Origin of the sequence: Agrobacterium sp. 22094 (assembly GCF_052046015.1) — a bacterium.
Lineage (GTDB): Bacteria > Pseudomonadota > Alphaproteobacteria > Rhizobiales > Rhizobiaceae > Agrobacterium > Agrobacterium cavarae.
In genome coordinates this window covers 230082-246815 of record NZ_JBQEPX010000005.1, presented here as the reverse complement: position 1 = coordinate 246815, position 16734 = coordinate 230082, and the positions used below count along the sequence as shown (strand labels likewise).

Below are 16734 nucleotides of genomic sequence, written 5' to 3'. Positions count from 1 at the left end.
AAATGGGCTACCGGAACAACCCAAAACGCGACAAACAGCTCGAAAAAGCCAAAAAGCTGGCAGAGGCCACCGGCAAGCCATTCCTCGATCCCAATACACTTTTTAGTCGTGCCAGCACGGACGACGTGGAGCACTATTCGCCTGAAATGTTGGCGCTGGCTGCAAGCCATGCTTTGAGCGAACTTTCCCATTGGAAAGCTGATCGCCCCTATATCGGCATCGCCCAGGTTGATGGGGTCGCGCCGCGTAACGTGCCGGTCTCCGTCCTGACGATCGTCGGGCGCAACATGCCCTTCCTTTATGACTCCGTCATGGGTGAGGTGACCAGCAGCTATCGCAGCCTTTATCTTGCTGTTCACCCCATCATGGTAGCGGATGCCAAGGCGACCGGCGGCTACAGGCTGGCCGATCCGGAAACAGACGCGCCGCAAGACAATATCAGCCTTATCCAGTTGCACATCGCCCCTGTCGCGCCGCAAGCGGCCGAGGCGCTGAAGGAGCGGCTTCGCTTCGTTCTCGCCCAGGTGCAATCCGCCTATAGCGACTGGAAGCCGATGCTTGCCAAGCTCGATGAGGCGCTGAACGAGTTGAAAGAGCGCGGATCGTCGCGCCGCAAGGCGGATCGCACCGAGGCCGCCGAGTTTCTCGAATGGCTGCGCAAGGACAATTTCACCTTCCTCGGCATGCGTGACTATAGCTATTCCGGCAAGGGAAGCTCCGCCAAGATCGAGCGTGGCGATGGTGTCGGTCTGGGCATCTTGAGCGACCCGGATGTGCGGGTGCTCAGGCTTGGCAAGGATGCAGTGATGACGACGCCGGAAATTCTGGCGTTTCTGGATGGTCCGGACTTTCTCATCGTCACCAAGGCCAACGTCAAGTCGCTTGTCCATCGCCGCGCCTATATGGATTATATCGGCATCAAGCGCTTCGATGCCGATGGCAATGTCGTCGGCGAGTTGCGCATCGTCGGTCTCTTCACCGCCACGGCCTATACCCGCTCGGTCCATGAAATCCCGCTTCTGCGCGCCAAGGCCTTGGAGGTCGAAGAGCATTTCGGCTTTGACCCCAACAGCCACTCGGGACGCATTCTGCACAATACCCTCGAAGCCTATCCGCGCGACGACCTCTTCCAGATCGAGACCGATCTCCTGGTGCGCTACACCGAGCAGATCATGGAGCTTGCCGACCGCCCTCGGGTGAGGGTGCTTGCCCGTATCGATCGTTTCGACCGATTCGTCTCCGTCATCATCTATGTACCGCGCGAGGAGTATAATTCCTATGTGCGCGAGAAGATCGGCGACTATCTCGCCCGCGTCTATGATGGCCACATCTCGGCCTATTACCCCGCCTTCCCGGAAGGCGCTCTTGCACGCGTCCACTTCATCGTCGGGCGCAGCAACGGCAAGACGCCGCGCATCGCGCAGGACCGGCTGGAAGATGCCGTCAGCGATATCGCTGCGCGCTGGATCGATCATCTCACCGCGCTTTCAGAGCCTGGCGCTCCGCTTCTCGATGTCGATCAGGCTTATCAGGAAGCCTTCACGCCGGAAGAGGCGATCGGCGACATGCCCGATATCGTCGCAACCGCCAAGGGCGAGGCAGTCCGCATTGAATTCTACCGGACAGCTGAGCAGGCGGAGAATATTCTCTCGCTGAAAATCTTCCACCGCGACGGCCATCTGCCGCTGTCGCGCCGCGTGCCGCTTCTGGAAAATCTCGGCTTCAGCGTCATCAGCGAACGGACGTTCGACATTGGTGTCGTCTCCGGTGAAAACACCGATTTCATCGTCCTTCACGACATGGAGCTTCGGGTCCAGCCAGGCGTCACGCTCGATCTTGCCGTCATTGGGCCAAGGCTTGAAGAGGCGTTTCTTGCCGCTTTCAATGGCACCGTCGACAATGACAATTTCAACCGACTGATCGTTGCCGCCGGACTGACGGTGCGCGAGGTGTCCGTGCTTCGCGCCTATGCGCGCTATCTGCGCCAGACGGGCATTGTCTACTCGCAGGAGCATATTTCCGAAACACTGTTCAAATACCCGGTGATCGCACGCAGAATTTTCGATCTTTTCGCCCATGGCTTCGATCCGAAGCTTGGCGAGAAACCGCGCCTGCGCAAGCTTTCAGATCTGCACAAGGCGATCGAGGCCGATCTTTCCGGCGTACCCAATCTGGACGAGGACCGCACACTTCGCCGTTACGTCAACGCCGTCGATTCCACGCTGCGCACCAACTATTTCCAGCGCAACGAGGACGGTTCGCCGAAGGCGATGCTGGCCTTCAAATTCGATCCGAAGCTTCTCGATGGCCTTCCCGATCCGCGTCCCTTCCGCGAAATCTTCGTTTACGGCACGGAAGTGGAAGGCGTCCATCTGCGCTTCGGTAAGGTGGCGCGCGGCGGGCTTCGCTGGTCGGATCGCGGCCAGGATTATCGCACCGAAGTGCTTGGCCTCGTCAAAGCTCAGCAGGTGAAGAATGCCGTCATCGTGCCGGTCGGCGCCAAGGGCGGCTTCTATCCGAAGATGCTGCCCGTCGGTGGCAACCGCGACGAGATCTTCAATGCCGGTAAGGAGGCTTACAAGACCTATATCCGCACGCTGCTCTCCATCACCGACAATATCGTTGGCGATGATATTGTCGCGCCTGCCGATACGGTGCGACTTGATGGCGACGACCCTTACTTCGTCGTGGCGGCCGACAAGGGAACGGCAACCTTCTCCGATACCGCCAACGGACTTGCGCGCGAAGCGGGCTTCTGGCTCGACGACGCTTTTGCCTCTGGTGGCTCTGCCGGTTACGACCACAAGAAGATGGGCATCACCGCCCGAGGCGCCTGGGAAACGGTCAAGCGCCACTTCCGGGAAATGGATACCGATATCCAGACGACGCCCTTCAAGGTCGTCGGTGTGGGCGATATGTCAGGCGACGTCTTCGGCAATGGCATGCTGCTGTCGGAAAAGATCGAACTGATCGCAGCCTTCGATCACCGCGATATCTTCATCGATCCGACGCCGGACACCGCCGTGTCTTTCGCTGAGAGAAAGCGTCTCTTCGAACTGCCGCGTTCCAGCTGGCAGGATTACGACCGCTCGACACTCGCCAAGGGCGCGATGATCATCTCGCGTGCGGAGAAATCCGTGACCCTGACGGCGGAAGCCGCTGCCGCAATCGGCATCGACAAGACGGTGGCAACGCCCTTCGAGATCATGACGGCGATCCTCAAAGCCCCCGCCGATCTCCTGTGGTTTGGCGGTATCGGTACCTATGTGAAGGCTGCGGTGGAAACCAATGCCGAGGTGGGGGATCGCGCCAACGATCCGATCCGCATCAACGCCACGGAAGTGCGCGCCAAAGTGATCGGCGAGGGGGCCAATCTCGGCATCACCCAGAAGGGCCGTATCGCCTATGCGCTGTCCGGCGGGCGCTGCAACTCGGATGCCATCGACAATTCCGCCGGCGTCAATTCCTCGGACGTCGAGGTCAATATCAAGATTGCACTCGCATCCGCCGTCAATGACGGTCGCCTGACATTGCCGAAGCGCAACCAGTTGCTGGCCTCCATGACATCGGAAGTGGCGCAACTGGTGCTGCGCAACAACTACCTCCAGTCTTTGGCCATTTCGCTTGTCGAGCGCAAGGGGACCGGCAACCGCGAAGAGTTGGGCCGTCTGATGGCAGCACTGGAATCCTCCGGTCAGTTGAACCGCAAGGTGGAGACGCTGCCGAACGATGCGGAATTCAACGAACGCTATGCCGCCGGCAAGGCGTTGACCCGGCCTGAAATCGGCGTTCTGCTGTCCTATGCGAAGCTGACGCTGTTCGACACGCTGGTGGCCAGTACCCTGCCCGACGAGCCCTATCTGCAGCATCTGCTGACGGACTACTTCCCGAGCAAGATGCAGAAGATCTATGCGGGGGATATTGCAAGCCATCGCCTGCATCGCGAAATCGTCGCCACGGCGCTGGCCAATCAGGTGGTCAATCGTGGCGGTCCGGGCTTCGTGCAGAAACTCGTCGACGCGAGCGGCCTGCTTGCTCCAGCCGTCGTCAAGGCAGCGATGATTGTCGAGGATGGTTTCGGCCTGAAGCGGCTTTGGAGCGAGATCGACGCGCTCGACGGGCAGATTTCCGGCGAGGTGCAGAACGATCTTTATGCCAGGGTCATGCAGATCTTCGGCGATGCGACGCGGCTTTATCTCCAGACGGCAGGTACCATCACCGGCGCCATGCAGGATGAGATCGAGCGCTTGAAGAGCGCGATCAAGACGCTTTCTCCCGCAGCGGCCAAGTATCAGGAGGAGATCGGTCTTCCCGAGATCGACAGCGTTTCTCACGCGCTGATCAAGGAACTGGAGACGTTGCGCCTGCTGGTCTATGTGCCGGAAATCATGCTCATTGCCGATCAGGCCGGCACGACACTAGCGCGTGCGGCGGAAAGCTATGCGGCCGTCTCCACCACCTTCCGCGTCGCAAGGCTTCTGGATGCCAGCCAGCGGGTCAGCCCGGCTGATCACTATGAGAGCCTCGCGCTGCTGCGCAGCCAGGACCAGATCGCCTCTTCCCGCCGCCGCATCGTGGTTTCGGCGCTGACGGATTACGCGAAAGAGAAGAACCCGGTGCAGGCCTGGTATGCAGCCGATCGTGTGCGCGTCAATCGCATCGTCTCCGAACTTGCTGCACTCAGCGATAGTGGCGAGACGAATCTGGCGCGCCTCACCGTTGCCGCCGGTCTGCTTTCGGATATAGTCCAGACCAGAAGCGTATAAGGCCCAACAGTAAAAAGACCCGGCTGCAAAAGCCGGGTCGCCTGCATGCGGAAAGGCAATCCATTGAGTTCTTCTTTCCGTGTGACAGAATCGGTCGAGCCCAAGGCCGATGCGCCAAAAACGGACGCCAAGGGGATCTGGGGTTGGATGCTGTTCGATTGGGCAGCGCAACCCTTCTTCACCGTCGTCACTACCTTCATCTTCGGGCCTTACTTCGTCGCCCGACTGACGGATGATCCGGTCTCGGCGCAGACGCTCTGGAGCAATGTCGCGACCATCTCGTCCGTTGTCATTGCGATCTTCTCGCCGATCCTTGGATCGATTGCCGATCAGTCCGGGTCGCGAAAGCCCTGGATCGCGTTTTTTGCCGTCATCAAGATCGCCTGTCTTGCGATGTTGTGGTTTGCCGCGCCCGGATCACCGGTGCTGTGGCCGGCCCTCTTCATGATCTTCGCCTCGATTGCGGCCGAGTTCTCCATCGTCTTCAACGATTCCATGATGCCGCGTCTGACGACACCTGAAAATGTCGGGCGGATTTCCAATACCGCCTGGGGGCTTGGCTATCTTGGCGGAATGATCGTGCTGATCTTCATCGTGCTGTTCATGGCGGCCAGCCCACAGACGGGCCTTACCATCATCGGCCTGCCACCGCTTTTCGGTCTGGACCCGGCAACGGGAGAGGATGCCCGCATCACCGGACCGATCGCTGCGATCTGGTATTTCATCTTTATCCTGCCGATGTTTTTCTTCACGCCGGACGTCAAGAAGGGGCTGCCACTAGGGCTTGCGGTACGCTCGGGCCTTTCGGAATTGACATCGACGCTGAGGGAGTTGCGCCACCGCCCGCTGATCACGCGTTTTCTGATCGCGCGGATGCTCTACCAGGATGGCGTCAACGGGCTGCTGATCCTCGGTGGTGCTTTCGCGGCTGGCATGTTCGGCTGGGCGACGATGGAAATCGGCATTTACGGCATCATTCTCAACATCGTCGCCATTGGCGGCTGCTTTGCCGCTGGCCGGCTCGATCAGCGGCTCGGCTCACGCACGATGATTATCGTCAGCCTGCTGCTGCTGTTGCTGGCAACGTTTGGCATCGTCTCGACCGAGAGGACATCGACGCTGTTTGGCCTGCTGCAGTTCTCGACGGAGGAAACCCAAGGCCTCTTCAGCAGCGGGGCGGAAAAGGCTTATCTGGTCTATGGTGTTCTGATCGGCCTTGCCTTCGGCCCGGTGCAGGCCTCGTCACGCTCCTATCTGGCTCGCAACATTACCGTTTCGGAAGCGGGTCGCTACTTCGGTATCTATGCGCTTTCCGGGCGCGCCACCAGCTTCATGGCAACGCTGATGTTTTCCGCAACCACTTATGCAACTGGCTCCGCCCATATCGGCATGGCAACGCTGATCCTGTTCCTGGGCGCAGGATTTATGCTGCTACTCAGAGTGCCAAAGACGATCTAAAGCGTGTCGCGATCTTTCAGCTTCGCCCCACGCTTTGGTTTTTATCGAATGTCGTTATCGCAAACCGCTCAACATTTTAGCGCTGACTGAGTTTAAAGCTGATCGAGCTTGGTCTGAAGGTTGCGCAGTTGTGCCTTCAACTCGTCGATCTCGGAGGCGTCAGGCTTGCGCTGCTCCTTCGGCGTTGATGCAGGGGCGGCAAAGGGCGTGAACATCTGCATTGTCTGCTTGAAGAGTTCGGTATTGCGCTTGATCTGCTCTTCCATCAGCTGGAAAGGTGCGGAGAAGTTCTTTGTCAACGATGGGTCGCCGAAAGCCTTGCTCATATGCTCCTGCATATGGCTCTGCTGCTCGGAGAAGGTCTTCATCGAGTGCTCGAGAAAGGTCGGCACGACCATTTGCATCTGATCGCCGTAATAGGAGATCAACTGTCGAAGAAAGGCGGTTGGCAGAAGTGTGTTGCCGGTCTTGGCCTCCTGCTCGACGATGATCTGCGTCAGAACGGCATGGGTAATGTCTTCCGATGTCTTTGCGTCCTGAACCTTGAATTCTTCGCCGCGCTTGACCATCTTCGCCAGGTCTTCCAGCGTCACATAGGTGCTGGTCCCGGTGTTATAAAGCCGCCTGTTGGCGTATTTCTTGATAATGGTCTCGCCGCCATGTCTTCCCATCCTCGCCTCCTCGCGATGCCGGTCTTTCTTGTTTTCTTGGTGTTTTTGCTCTTCCCATTCAAAAGAGTATGCTGAAACAAAGGCATCTGACAAATGGTTTGTGCGATGCAGCAGTCACTTTCTTGCGCAGCAATCTTGCAGCATGCGGCTGCTGCGGTGCAGGGTTCTTTCAAATCCTTTTGGCCAAATTGACTTGCGCCCCAAGCTTTGACAGTCTCGCGCCAAAATTCGGGAGAAACATCCATGCCTTCATCCTCCATTGTGATCGCGAGCGCCGCACGCACGCCGGTCGGCTCGTTCAACGGCAGCTTTGCCAATACGCCGGCGCACGAACTTGGCGCATCCGTCCTCACTGCGGTTCTGGAACGGGCAGGCGTTGCTGCTGCCGACGTCGATGAGGCGATCCTGGGACAAGTGCTGACTGCCGGCGAGGGGCAGAACCCGGCGCGCCAGGCCGCAATGAAGGCCGGCATTCCGCAGGAAGCAACCGCCTTCGGCATCAACCAGCTTTGCGGTTCCGGCCTGCGCGCCGTTGCACTCGGTGCCCAACAGATCGCCCTTGGCGATGCCTCCATCATCGTCGCGGGCGGGCAGGAATCCATGTCGATGGCTCCCCACGCGGCGCATTTGCGCGGCGGCGTGAAGATGGGCGATTTCAAGATGGTCGATACCATGTTGAAGGACGGCTTGATCGATGCCTTCCACGGCTATCACATGGGCATCACCGCAGAGAATATCGCCCGCCAGTGGCAGTTGTCCCGTGAGGAGCAGGACGAATATGCGGTGCGTTCGCAAAACCGCGCCGAGGCGGCACAGGCGGCCGGGCGCTTTGAGGATGAGATCGCGCCCTTCGTCATCAAGGGCCGCAAGGGCGATGTGACGATCGCCGCCGACGAATATATCCGGGCAGGCGCCTCGCTGGAGGCGCTGACGAAGCTTCGCCCCGCCTTCGACAAGGAGGGCAGCGTCACGGCTGGCAACGCATCCGGCCTTAACGACGGTGCCGCCGCCGTGTTGCTGATGACGGAAGAAGAGGCCGCAAGGCGCAATATCAAGCCTCTGGCGCGCATCGCCTCCTGGGCAACGGCCGGTGTCGATCCGCAGATCATGGGAACCGGCCCGATCCCCGCCTCGCGCAAGGCGCTGGCAAAGGCCGGCTGGTCGGTCGGCGATCTCGATCTGGTCGAGGCCAATGAGGCCTTTGCCGCGCAATCCTGCGCCGTGGTTCGCGATCTCGGTCTTGACCCAGAGATCGTCAACGTTAATGGCGGCGCGATTGCGATCGGCCACCCGATCGGCGCATCCGGTGCACGTGTGCTGAACACGCTTGTCTTCGAGATGAGACGGCGTCAGGCCCGCAAGGGTTTGGTGACGCTTTGCATCGGTGGCGGCATGGGCATTGCCATGTGCCTCGAAGGTCTGTGATCGGTCCAAATCATTGAAATGCCACGTTGGCCCCTCTAAAGGGCTAAGCTTTGAAAGTGAGGGCCTTGAAGATGAGCCGGGTGGCATTGGTAACGGGTGGGACAAGCGGCATCGGCGCTGCGATCGCAAAAGCGTTTCATGCAGCCGGTTATAAGGTCGCGGTCAACTACGCCTTCACAGAGGACCGCGCCGAGGCTTTTCGGCGAACGACTGGAATACCTGCCTATCAATGGGATGTGCGCGATTACGATGCCTGCGTGGCCGGTGTCGCCGAGGTGGAGCGAACGCTCGGACCGATCGACATTCTCGTCAACAATGCCGGCATTACCCGTGATGCCATGTTCCACAAGATGACGCCGCAGCAGTGGCGTGAGGTGGTCGATACCAATCTCAACGGCGTCTTCAATATGACGCATCCGGTCTGGCCCGGCATGCGTGAGCGGGGCTTTGGTCGCATCATCACCATCTCGTCGATCAACGGCCAGAAAGGCCAGGCGGGTCAGGCGAATTACTCTGCGTCCAAGGCCGGCGATATCGGCCTGACAAAGGCGCTGGCGCAGGAAGGTGCCTCGCGCAACATCACTGTCAACGCCATATGCCCAGGCTATATCGGCACGGAGATGGTCCGTGCCATCCCCGAAACCGTTTTGAACGAGCGCATCCTGCCGCATATTCCAGTCGGTCGATTGGGTGAGCCGGAAGAGATCGCCCGATGCGCATTGTTTCTGGCGTCGGACGACGCTGGCTTCATCACCGGCTCGACGCTGACGGCCAATGGCGGGCAATATTTCGCCTGATCGCATCACCTTTCCCATCACGAATCCGTGATCGACGGCGTGGTGACGCACTCGGTCTAAAGACGCTAACCTGCGATGCTCTGTTAAAGATTCCGCTAAAGCAATGAAAATACGAAGCTTTTCGTCCAGTTTAGAAGCTATCTAAACATATCACATGTCGAAAGTGCGTGGTTGTTTTTCTTGACATCGAATGTCCTGTTTTGGTTTAACAGAAAAAACAACGTGTTGCGTCACGCAGGCAATGGATCATGCTGGTTTGTAGCTGCAATTACATCACCGACAACGACATTCGCGATGTCATCAACGAGCTTCTTGATGAAGACTGTTGGCAGCTCATCGTCCCAGCGAAAGTCTATCATGCCATGCAGAAGCGTGGCCGTTGCTGTGGCTGTTTCCCGACTGTCGTCGACCTGATCATCAAAACGACGGAAGAATATCATGCACGTCGGCACTCGACTGAGGCCGAAGTTTTTGATTTTATGTCCCGCCTAAAACAATTACATGAAGACCACAGGAGAGCGGACATTGAAAGGCGACAAAAGAGTCATCGAGCAGCTTAACGAGGCACTGTTCCTCGAACTCGGTGCAGTGAACCAGTACTGGCTTCACTACCGGCTGTTGAACGACTGGGGCTACACAAAGCTCGCCAAGAAAGAGCGCGCCGAATCGATCGAAGAGATGCAGCACGCTGACAAGATCATCGATCGCATCATTTTCCTCGAAGGCCATCCGAACCTCCAGACCGTTGCACCTTTGCGCATCGGCCAGAACGTCAAGGAAGTGCTGGAAGCCGATCTCGCCGGCGAATACGACGCCCGCACGGCCTACAAGAAGTCCCGCGATATCTGTCACGATGCTGGCGATTACGTTTCGATGAAGCTGTTCGAACAGCTCCTCATCGACGAAGAAGGCCATATCGACTTCCTCGAAACGCAGCTCGATCTTCTCAACAAGATCGGCGAAGCCAAGTATGGCCAACTCAATGCCGACTCGGCCGATTCTGCAGAATCCGAGTGATCCTTTTGGCAATGAATTGAAAAAGGCGGCAGAGATGCCGCCTTTTTTATTGTTCTTACGCTTTCATTGCTCTTATGGGGCCAGATGGCGGAATTGCTCGACCACCTGTTCGTAGACCGACCGCTTGAAGGGTACGATCAGCTCGGGCAGGCTTTCCATCGGCTTCCAGTCCCAGGCGTCGAACTCCGCCTCGTTGCTGCCGGGCGGCGGGTTGATCTGGATTTCGCTCTCATCGCCATCAAAGCGGAAGGCAAACCATTTCTGTGCCTGACCGCGATATTTGCCGCGTAGTCCGATGCCGATCAGATGCGGCGGCAGATCGTAATGGATCCAGTCGCGTGCTTCGGCCAGCAGCGTGACCGTCTTCATGCCCGTTTCTTCATAGAGTTCGCGGATGGCGGCAGCCAGCGGCGCCTCGCCGTCATCGATACCACCTTGCGGCATCTGCCAGAGCTGTGGTGAGCCATCGAACTCCGAATTGCCTTGAGAGATACGGCGCCCGGCCCAGACGAGGCCCTTATCGTTCAGAACCATGATACCGGCGCAGGGGCGGTAGGGCAGATCGTCTGCTTTGATCGACATTCTTGAACCTGGATGTTGATTGTTGGTGGAGCAGACTTACTGTTTGCCGTCTTGCGAGACAAGCGCGGAAACGCCGACGATCTCGATGCCGCGCGCTGCCGCTTCGACCGACCATTTGGAGATGGCGGCAACGCTCTCATCGAAGGCAGAAGCGACACCGATGGCGGAACCGTTGCGCCGCGCAATCCGCTCCAGATCGTCCAGCTTGCGCAGGATGGCGGCGTCATTCACCTGATCGTCCAGTTGCAGATCGGCAAAGCCTACGGGCGTGGACACGGCCTTCGCGATGATGCCGGTGCGCGATTGCGCGGACGATCCGTCATCCAGAAACAGCAGGCCACGCTGGCCGACATCGCGCAGCACCGGCTCAAGCGCCTTGTCATCGGCCATGAAGCGCGCGCCGAGATAGTTCATCACGCCGGTATAGTTGGTGATCTTGGCCATGGACCGGTGAAGCCGTTCCAGATTGATCTTGGCCGGATCGGAGACCAGCAGCGTGTCGGGACCCGGATCGGTGCCGGGATAGCCGAAGGGCTCGAAGGGGATCTGCAGCAGGACCTCATGGCCCTCACGACGGCCCTCCTGCATCCAGCGCTGCAGGCTGTTGCCAGTCGCGGCAAAGCCAAGGGTGACTTCCGGGGGAAGCTCTTTGATGGCCTTCTGCGTGCCCGTCTGGCTAAGCCCCAGCCCGCCGACCACGATGGCGATGCGGGTGCCGCGTGCCCCGGACCAGGGCCTTGCATATTGATCCATCGGCTTCAGCCCGTCGGCGCTGATAATGGGAAGCCTGCCGAAAGGGCTCTCCTCCAGCAGTTCGTCATTCGGTCGCATCGCCACACGCGGGTCCTGGCCAACCGTCTGGCCGGTCATCAGCACAGGCGCGTTGTCAGTGCGGTCTTTTGGTGAAAAGACGGAGACGACATTGCCGTCCGACATGGTGTTGCGCTGGACATTGGCGCCGGAACGTCCGCTTTGGAGGTCGACGGCACTATCCCCGTTTGGCGATGCTGCCTGATCCGGCGTCGCTCCTGCCGGTCCCAGCGCCACATCCGGTGCGGTGGAGCTTTTCGCCAGATTGCCGGGAGAAAGCGCCGTATAGAGGGATAGCCCGGCCACACCGCCGCCTGCGAGAACCGCAAGCAGCGTCAACACAGAAAAGCGCCGGACGAACCCGACGCTCTGTTTACGCTTCCGACCCATGAGCGGTTTACGCAGGTCTGATGACAATGGTGTTTCCGTGGCTGATGCGTGATTGACGTCTGACCGGACAGGAAAAGGCACCGGCCTTGGACCGATGCCTTTGATGTCTTACTGCTTGTTGACGACTGCCTTTTCCGGGTTTGGCGGGAAGGAGGCGTCGGTCTTGGTGCCATGCAGCAGGTCCAGCGCATAGTTCAGCTGGATGTCGTCCTTGGCTTCCGGCGGAACGTAAGCTGCAGAGCCCGAACCTTCTTCGGTTTCGCTCTGGCCCTGGATGTGACCGCGCAGGCTGGATTCGCCTTCGGCGCGAACACGACCCTGAAGCTCCGGCGGCAGAGGCTGCTCCACCTTGATGTCCGGAGTAATGCCGGTGCCCTGGATGGATTTGCCGGACGGCGTGTAATAGAGCGCCGTCGTCAGGCGCAGAGCGCCGGTTTCGCCAAGCGGTATGATTGTCTGAACCGAACCCTTGCCGAAGGAACGCGTGCCGACAACCGTCGCACGACGCAGATCCTGCAAGGCACCTGCGACAATCTCGGACGCCGAGGCGGAGCCGCCGTTGATCAGAACGATGACGGGCTTGCCGTCGGTCAGGTCGCCAGCCGTGGCGTTGAATCTCCGGGTTTCATCCGGATTACGGCCACGGGTGGAGACCACTTCGCCGCGCTCGAGGAAGGCGTCGGACACGTTGATCGCCTGGTCGAGCAGACCGCCCGGGTTCAAGCGCAGATCGAGCACATAGCCCTTGAGCTTGTCGGCTGGAACGTCCTGCTTGATCTTCTTGATCGCCTTTTCGAGATCGTCATAGGTCTTCTCGGTAAAGGAGATGACGCGCAGGTAACCAACATCGCCACCTTCGACGCGCGACTTGACGGCGCGGACCGCGATGATGTCACGCATGACGGTGATGTCGAGCGGTTTGTCGGCGCCCTGGCGGATGATGGTGAGCTTGATCGGCGTCTTGACGGCGCCGCGCATCTTCTCGACCGCGTCTTCCAGCTTCAGGCCGCGCACCGGCTGTCCGTCGATTTCGGAAATGAAGTCGCCGGCAAGAATGCCAGCCTTGGCAGCGGGCGTATCGTCCATCGGCGAGATGACCTTGACCAGCTCGTTTTCCATGGTCACTTCGATGCCGAGGCCGCCAAACTCACCCTTGGTCTGGGTGCGCATGTCGTTGGCATCTTCGGCATTCATGAAGCTCGAATGCGGATCGAGCGAGCTCAGCATGCCGTTGATGGCGTTTTCAACCAGCTTCTTGTCATCCGGCGGCGTTACATATTGCGCACGCACCCGCTCGAAGACATCGCCGAAAATCGAGAGCTCCTTGTAGGTGGAAGGGCCTGCTGCCTGCGCCGGCAGGCTGGCAGAATAGATGACGCTCATCGCTGTGGCGCCCATGAGCCCACCGATGAGAAGAAGCGAAGCCTTACGAATCATTACGCGCCCTTCCGGTATTTTTTGCGGACCACCAGGGTTGAGAATCAACCGGCACTCCGTCTTTTCTGAATTCAATGTAAAGCGTTGGCTTGTCAGTTTCCAGCGCCAAAGCCGCCGCACTCGCCACTCTTTTTACGCCCATGGAGGCAATCGGCTCACCGGAGAAAACGAACATGCCCTGCCGCGTTCTCACATTGTCCATGCCCGTCAGTACCAAATGATAACCGTCGCCAGCATTGAGAATGATCATGCGGCCGTAGCTGCGAAATTCTCCAGCAAAAACCACAAAGCCATCGGCTGGCGCTGTTACCAGTGCTTCCGGGCCGGTCGCCACGACGATTCCCTTGGAGAAATGGCCTGTTCCGTCGGCATCGCCGAAGCGTCTCAGCACCTCTCCGGAAACCGGCATTGCCAGCTTACCCTTCAAGCTCGAAAACGGATATGCTGGCGCAATGCGGTTTTTATCGGGCACCCCGGCCTCGGTTTGCGCCTCCAATTTGTCCCGCTCGGCAGGCGGAAGACGGGCGATTCGCTCCTCTTCCAGACGCGCCTTTTCCTTGGCGTCGCGCACAGAGGAAATCTCGTTTTCAAGCGATGAGACGAGGCCCTCCAGGCTGGTCGCCTTGCTTGCAAGTTCTTCTGATCGCTTGCGTTCTGCCTCAAGATCGGCGGTCGTCTGGCTGCTCTTCTTGTCGTTTTCGGCACGCAGCAGATCGAGCCGCTTTTCCTCTTCCAGACTTGCCGTCATCATGCCGGTCAACTGTTCACGCTCTCCAGCAATCGCCTGGCGCAGGTCAGTCAATTCTTTGAGAGCGGAGACAAGCTTGTCGGTCTCGGCGCGAATGCCGGGAACGACGGCGCCGAGCAGGATCGCGCTTCTAACGGAGGCGAGTGCATCTTCGGGAGAGACCAGAAGGGCAGGTGGCGGATTGCGGCCCATGCGCTGCAGCGCGGCCAGCACCTCCGCCAGAACACCGCGGCGCTCGCGAAGCGAGGCTTTCACATCGTCCTCGCGCACACTCAGCTTCGCGAGACGGTCCTCGCCGTCGCTGATCTTGGCTTCCAGATCCTTGCGGCGCTGTGCCGAGGCGATCAGTTCTTCCTTGATCCGGGCCGTGTCCTGATTGAGCGCTACAATGCTCTCTTCAAGCTGCCTCGCCTTGTCCTCCGACAGTCCAATGCTGTCCACCAGTTCCTGCAGATCCTGGCGGTTCTGGTCACGGCGTGTTTCCAGTTCCTGCAATTCGCTCGGTGATTCTGCCGGTGGAGTGGTCGTGGCAATGGCCGGTGCGGCATCCTGAGCTGAGGCGCGCGACATGGTCAAACACGCCAGTCCGATGAAAAGCGCGACACTTGCCTTCAGCGCAAGCCGACCCGCTGGGGACACAAGCCGGAATGTGTCGCGTGCTGGACCCATGATATTGTCTTTTACCTGCTCGATAAGATTGGCGACCATACGCTGCTTCGCCGCTTTGCGCCAAGAGGTCTTGATGAAAGTGCGAGATAGACCTGCATTTGCGACGAAAGCGTGTCGGGTTCAGACCCGGTGGTAGGGGTGGCCGGACAGGATGGTGACGGCGCGGTAAAGCTGTTCGGAAATCAGGAAGCGGACGATCTGGTGCGGCCAGGTCAGCTTGCCAAGGCAGAGCGTGGCGGTTGCCTTCTCGCTCAGCGAAGGGTCGAGCCCGTCCGCGCCGCCGATCGCAATCACCACATCGCGCTTGCCATTGTCGCGCATGGTGGCGAAAAGCTCGGCGAAAGCGGGACTGTCCAGCGCCTTGCCGCGCTCGTCCAGAAGGATCAGTGCAGCACCGTCGGCCAGATGCTTTTCCAGCATCGCCGCTTCTTCGCGTTTACGCGTCTCGGGGTTGGAGGCACGGCTTTCCTGCACCTCGATCATTTTGGCAAATTCCAGCCCAATCGCCGGGCCAGCCTTGGCGAAGCGATCCAGATAGCGAGACGCAAGCTCTTTCTCAGGGCCGGATTTTAGCCGTCCCACTGCAAAAATTGAAATCCGCATTCACATATCAGCCTGTTCGCAACCCTGTCGGGTTGCGGCTTGTAGCAGGATTGGCTGCGGATTTCCATGCGACCGGAAAAGCCTTCGGCCTAAAGCGTGTCGCGATCTCTCAGATTCGCGCTGACGCCTTATTCCCTTGCTTTATCGCATGACGTTATCGCAAAACCGCTGCACACGTTTGCGCGGCATGCTCTAACCCGCGATCAATGCAGTGTTTCTTCCTCGATGTCCGGGGTCGCCCACATCTTTTCGATGTTGTAGAACGCCCGCACTTCAGGACGGAACACGTGGATGATGACATCGCCTGCGTCGATCAGCACCCAGTCGCCGGCCTCAAGGCCTTCGACACGCGCGCCGCCGAAACCCTCATCCTTCATATCGGTGATGAGATGTTCGCAGATCGCCGTCACATGCCTGTTCGACCGCCCGGACACGACCACCATGTAGTCTGCCAGCGCCGATTTTCCGGCAATGTTCAGGGAAACGATATCTTCTGCTTTGGAGTCCTCGACACTCGCAAGGACGGTTTCCAGGGCACGACGGGCGGCATCGACGCCACTCTCCTGGCCCTTTGGGATAGCGCTGTAAGCTCTTCCCTTAGCGTGTACTGTTGTCAGAGGTTTTCCTTTCCGAAATGACAAAACAGATACTGCGCGCCGCGATTCTCGACGACGCATCATAAAAGTGGCACCATTGGATTCACTTTTCAAGATGTGGGGAGTGACGCGAGCGCTCACACTTCATTTATGGTACGGGCTGTTGCCGTTGCGCAAAGCCGTCGAGCTCAGCGTCGAGCGCGGTCCATGGATGAAGACCCAGGCAGGTGCCTGCTTCTTCCACAAGACACCGGCATCATCCTCATCAATGCGGGCATGGCTGAAGGCCTGCGCCATGGTGGAGGAAAGATAGGCAAGCGTTGCACCCGGGCGATCAATGACGGCAATCGGAAAGGTCTCGGCGATCAGCCGCCATTTTTGCCAGTGATGAAAGGTTCTGAGATTATCCGCCCCCATGACCCAGATGAAATGGGCATGTGGGTTGCGCACCTTTACCTTTGCCAGCGTATTGGCCGTATAGCTGACACCGAGTGTCTGCTCGAAGGCGGTGATCTTGATGCGCGGGTCGGTGACGAGATTTTCGCAGGCGGCGATACGGTCGGCAAGCGGTGCCAGTTCTGTTCGGTTCTTCAACGGATTGCCAGGCGTCACCATCCACCAGAGTTGATCGAGCCCGAGACGCCGCATGGCAATTTCCGCCACCAGCGCATGGCCGTCATGGGGCGGATTGAAGGACCCGCCGAACAGACCGATCACCATGCCGCGCTCGGTGTGCGGCATGGTCAGGTAACGTTGGTCAAGTGC

The 16734-nt window shown here is 59.0% G+C and carries 15 protein-coding genes; 6 read left to right on the top strand and 9 right to left on the bottom strand.

Going from position 1 to position 16734, the window contains the following annotated elements:
* Nucleotides 1–2 precede the first annotated feature (2 nt).
* Both ACTJK5_RS20050 and ACTJK5_RS20045 read left to right on the top strand, forming a co-directional pair.
* Nucleotides 3–4766, top strand: coding sequence for an NAD-glutamate dehydrogenase (locus ACTJK5_RS20050; RefSeq protein WP_440613082.1), 4764 nt, complete (start codon nt 3–5; stop codon nt 4764–4766).
* A gap of 147 nt (nt 4767–4913) precedes the next feature.
* The gene (locus ACTJK5_RS20045) at nt 4914–6224 is read left to right on the top strand and encodes an MFS transporter (protein WP_440613135.1); all 1311 of its coding nucleotides are present in this window, start codon (nt 4914–4916) and stop codon (nt 6222–6224) included.
* Between the two features lie 92 nt (nt 6225–6316).
* Here ACTJK5_RS20045 and phaR read toward each other — a convergent pair whose 3' ends face one another.
* The gene (gene phaR, locus ACTJK5_RS20040; protein WP_062424749.1) at nt 6317–6895 is read right to left on the bottom strand and encodes a polyhydroxyalkanoate synthesis repressor PhaR; all 579 of its coding nucleotides are present in this window, start codon (nt 6893–6895) and stop codon (nt 6317–6319) included.
* A complete protein-coding gene (locus tag ACTJK5_RS20035) occupies nt 6814–7140 on the bottom strand; it encodes a hypothetical protein (RefSeq protein ID WP_162248428.1) in 327 nt (108 codons plus the stop codon). Before ACTJK5_RS20035 ends, phaR begins: the two co-directional genes overlap by 82 nt.
* Between ACTJK5_RS20035 and ACTJK5_RS20030 the strand changes: the two genes are divergently transcribed.
* From ACTJK5_RS20030 to bfr, 4 genes are all read left to right on the top strand, one after another.
* The gene (locus ACTJK5_RS20030; RefSeq protein ID WP_062424750.1) at nt 7139–8320 is read left to right on the top strand and encodes an acetyl-CoA C-acetyltransferase; all 1182 of its coding nucleotides are present in this window, start codon (nt 7139–7141) and stop codon (nt 8318–8320) included. The two genes, ACTJK5_RS20035 and ACTJK5_RS20030, sit on opposite strands and share 2 nt — an antisense overlap.
* A gap of 71 nt (nt 8321–8391) precedes the next feature.
* Nucleotides 8392–9117: an acetoacetyl-CoA reductase gene (gene phbB / locus ACTJK5_RS20025; protein WP_062424808.1), complete on the top strand. Its 726-nt coding sequence runs from the start codon at nt 8392–8394 to the stop codon at nt 9115–9117.
* Between the two features lie 248 nt (nt 9118–9365).
* Nucleotides 9366–9677, top strand: a complete 312-nt coding sequence (locus ACTJK5_RS20020) for a (2Fe-2S)-binding protein (RefSeq protein ID WP_082447437.1) — start codon at nt 9366–9368, stop codon at nt 9675–9677.
* Complete coding sequence (bfr, locus tag ACTJK5_RS20015; RefSeq protein ID WP_027673553.1) at nt 9643–10134, top strand: bacterioferritin; 492 nt, start codon at nt 9643–9645, stop codon at nt 10132–10134. Before ACTJK5_RS20020 ends, bfr begins: the two co-directional genes overlap by 35 nt.
* 72 nt (nt 10135–10206) lie before the next feature.
* On the opposite strand, the gene ACTJK5_RS20010 is transcribed toward bfr, so the two are convergent.
* The 7 genes from ACTJK5_RS20010 to ACTJK5_RS19980 all read right to left on the bottom strand — a co-directional run bounded on the left by ACTJK5_RS20010 (nt 10207) and on the right by ACTJK5_RS19980 (nt 16710).
* Entirely contained in the window at nt 10207–10716 is a 510-nt protein-coding gene (locus ACTJK5_RS20010) for an RNA pyrophosphohydrolase (protein ID WP_062424751.1), read from the bottom strand.
* Nucleotides 10717–10752: 36 nt separating this feature from the next.
* Nucleotides 10753–11943 (bottom strand): divergent polysaccharide deacetylase family protein, encoded by a 1191-nt coding sequence (locus ACTJK5_RS20005; RefSeq protein WP_112359181.1) that lies wholly within the window; start codon nt 11941–11943, stop codon nt 10753–10755.
* Between the two features lie 81 nt (nt 11944–12024).
* The gene (locus ACTJK5_RS20000; RefSeq protein ID WP_062424753.1) at nt 12025–13353 is read right to left on the bottom strand and encodes a S41 family peptidase; all 1329 of its coding nucleotides are present in this window, start codon (nt 13351–13353) and stop codon (nt 12025–12027) included.
* The gene (locus ACTJK5_RS19995; RefSeq protein ID WP_438371399.1) at nt 13343–14770 is read right to left on the bottom strand and encodes a murein hydrolase activator EnvC family protein; all 1428 of its coding nucleotides are present in this window, start codon (nt 14768–14770) and stop codon (nt 13343–13345) included. Before ACTJK5_RS19995 ends, ACTJK5_RS20000 begins: the two co-directional genes overlap by 11 nt.
* A 120-nt stretch (nt 14771–14890) precedes the next feature.
* Nucleotides 14891–15373, bottom strand: coding sequence for a 23S rRNA (pseudouridine(1915)-N(3))-methyltransferase RlmH (rlmH, locus tag ACTJK5_RS19990; protein ID WP_112359182.1), 483 nt, complete (start codon nt 15371–15373; stop codon nt 14891–14893).
* A 203-nt stretch (nt 15374–15576) separates the two neighbouring features.
* Entirely contained in the window at nt 15577–16014 is a 438-nt protein-coding gene (rsfS, locus tag ACTJK5_RS19985; protein WP_162739588.1) for a ribosome silencing factor, read from the bottom strand.
* 99 nt (nt 16015–16113) lie between these two features.
* Nucleotides 16114–16710: a nicotinate-nucleotide adenylyltransferase gene (locus ACTJK5_RS19980; protein ID WP_440613134.1), complete on the bottom strand. Its 597-nt coding sequence runs from the start codon at nt 16708–16710 to the stop codon at nt 16114–16116.
* Between the last annotated feature and the right edge of the window lie 24 nt (nt 16711–16734).

Excerpts from the sequence above, each read along its gene's own strand:
- ACTJK5_RS20050 (WP_440613082.1), top strand. The coding sequence starts at position 3 with ATGGGCTACCGGAACAACCCAAAACGCGACAAACAGCTCGAAAAAGCC.
- ACTJK5_RS20045 (WP_440613135.1), top strand. The coding sequence starts at position 4,914 with ATGCTGTTCGATTGGGCAGCGCAACCCTTCTTCACCGTCGTCACTACC.
- phaR (WP_062424749.1), bottom strand. The coding sequence starts at position 6,895 with ATGGGAAGACATGGCGGCGAGACCATTATCAAGAAATACGCCAACAGG.
- ACTJK5_RS20030 (WP_062424750.1), top strand. The coding sequence starts at position 7,139 with ATGCCTTCATCCTCCATTGTGATCGCGAGCGCCGCACGCACGCCGGTC.
- ACTJK5_RS20035 (WP_162248428.1), bottom strand. The coding sequence starts at position 7,140 with ATGGATGTTTCTCCCGAATTTTGGCGCGAGACTGTCAAAGCTTGGGGC.
- phbB (WP_062424808.1), top strand. The coding sequence starts at position 8,392 with ATGAGCCGGGTGGCATTGGTAACGGGTGGGACAAGCGGCATCGGCGCT.
- ACTJK5_RS20020 (WP_082447437.1), top strand. The coding sequence starts at position 9,366 with ATGCTGGTTTGTAGCTGCAATTACATCACCGACAACGACATTCGCGAT.
- ACTJK5_RS20010 (WP_062424751.1), bottom strand. The coding sequence starts at position 10,716 with ATGTCGATCAAAGCAGACGATCTGCCCTACCGCCCCTGCGCCGGTATC.
- ACTJK5_RS20000 (WP_062424753.1), bottom strand. The coding sequence starts at position 13,353 with ATGATTCGTAAGGCTTCGCTTCTTCTCATCGGTGGGCTCATGGGCGCC.
- ACTJK5_RS19995 (WP_438371399.1), bottom strand. The coding sequence starts at position 14,770 with ATGGGTCCAGCACGCGACACATTCCGGCTTGTGTCCCCAGCGGGTCGG.
- rlmH (WP_112359182.1), bottom strand. The coding sequence starts at position 15,373 with ATGCGGATTTCAATTTTTGCAGTGGGACGGCTAAAATCCGGCCCTGAG.
- ACTJK5_RS19980 (WP_440613134.1), bottom strand. The coding sequence starts at position 16,710 with ATGCCGCACACCGAGCGCGGCATGGTGATCGGTCTGTTCGGCGGGTCC.